This window comes from Coprococcus sp. RTP21428st1_C9_RTP21428_210409 (assembly GCF_040227395.1).
Lineage (GTDB): Bacteria > Bacillota > Clostridia > Lachnospirales > Lachnospiraceae > Coprococcus > Coprococcus aceti.
The window spans coordinates 1-1,281 of sequence record NZ_JBEHVV010000147.1 but is presented as its reverse complement, the minus strand read 5'-3'; the positions used below and the strand labels follow the sequence as shown (position 1 = coordinate 1,281).

The 1,281-nt window shown below is 50.0% G+C and carries 1 rRNA gene; it reads left to right on the top strand.

Annotation, left to right across the window (positions count from 1 at the left end):
- Positions 1–1,281, top strand: a 23S ribosomal RNA gene (locus ABUA34_RS14310); the annotation flags it as partial.

Below are 1,281 nucleotides of genomic sequence, written 5' to 3'. Positions count from 1 at the left end.
ATCCGGAGTACCACGAGACACGAGAAACCTTGTGGGAAGGCGGAGGGACCACCCTCCAAGGCTAAATACTACTCAGTGACCGATAGCGCATAGTACTGTGAAGGAAAGGTGAAAAGGACCCCGGGAGGGGAGTGAAAGAGAACCTGAAACCCTGTGTTTACAAGCTGTGGAACTACGTTAAGGTAGGACCGCGTACTTTTTGTAGAACGGTCCGGCGAGTTTCTTGTACCGGCAAGGTTAAGCACTTAAGGTGCGGAGCCGAAGTGAAAGCAAGTGTTAATAGCACGCATAAGTCAGTACAAGAAGACCCGAAACCGGGTGATCTACCCATGTCCAGGTTGAAGTCGCCGTAAAAGGCGATGGAGGACCGAACGCACATCCGTTGAAAAGGGTGGCGATGAGGTGTGGGTAGGGGAGAAATTCCAATCGAACCCGGAGATAGCTGGTTCTCCTCGAAATAGCTTTAGGGCTAGCCTCGTATTAGTCTTGCGGAGGTAGAGCACTGAATATCCTAGGGGGCGTCAAAGCTTACCGAAGATTATCAAACTCCGAATGCCGCGTAGATGATGTACGGGAGTCAGACTGCACGAGATAAGTTGGGTAGTCAAAAGGGAAAGAGCCCAGACCACCAGCTAAGGTCCCAAAGTGCGTGTTAAGTGGTAAAGGATGTGGGATTTCGAAGACAACTAGGATGTTGGCTCAGAAGCAGCCATACATTCAAAGAGTGCGTAATAGCTCACTAGTCGAGAGGTCCTGCGCCGAAAATGTCCGGGGCTAAAACACGACACCGAAGCTGTGGATCCGAAAGGATGGTAGAGGAGCATTCTTAAGTCGACGAAGCTGTACTGTAAGGAGCAGTGGAGAGTTAAGAAGAGAGAATGCCGGAATGAGTAGCGAGATTTAAGTGAGAATCTTAAAGGCCGAATATCTAAGGTTTCCAGGGTAAAGCTGATCTTCCCTGGGTAAGTCGGGGCCTAAGGCGAGGGCGAGAGCCGTAGTCGATGGATAACAGGTTGAAATTCCTGTACTGCTTATGAACAGAACTGTGGGGACGCAGAAGGAGAGCACGAGCCGGAAATGGAAAAGCCGGTACAAGCGTATAGCAGTCATGCAGGCAAAACCGCATGAAAAATGTAAAGCGTTATGTGGATCGAACATTAGTAGAGAAGCGTGTGAGCCAGCTGCCAAGAAAAGCCGCTATTGTTTCATAAGTACCCGTACCGTAAACCGACACAGGTGGATGAGGAGAGAATCCTAAGGCCGGCGGGAGAAGTGTTGTTA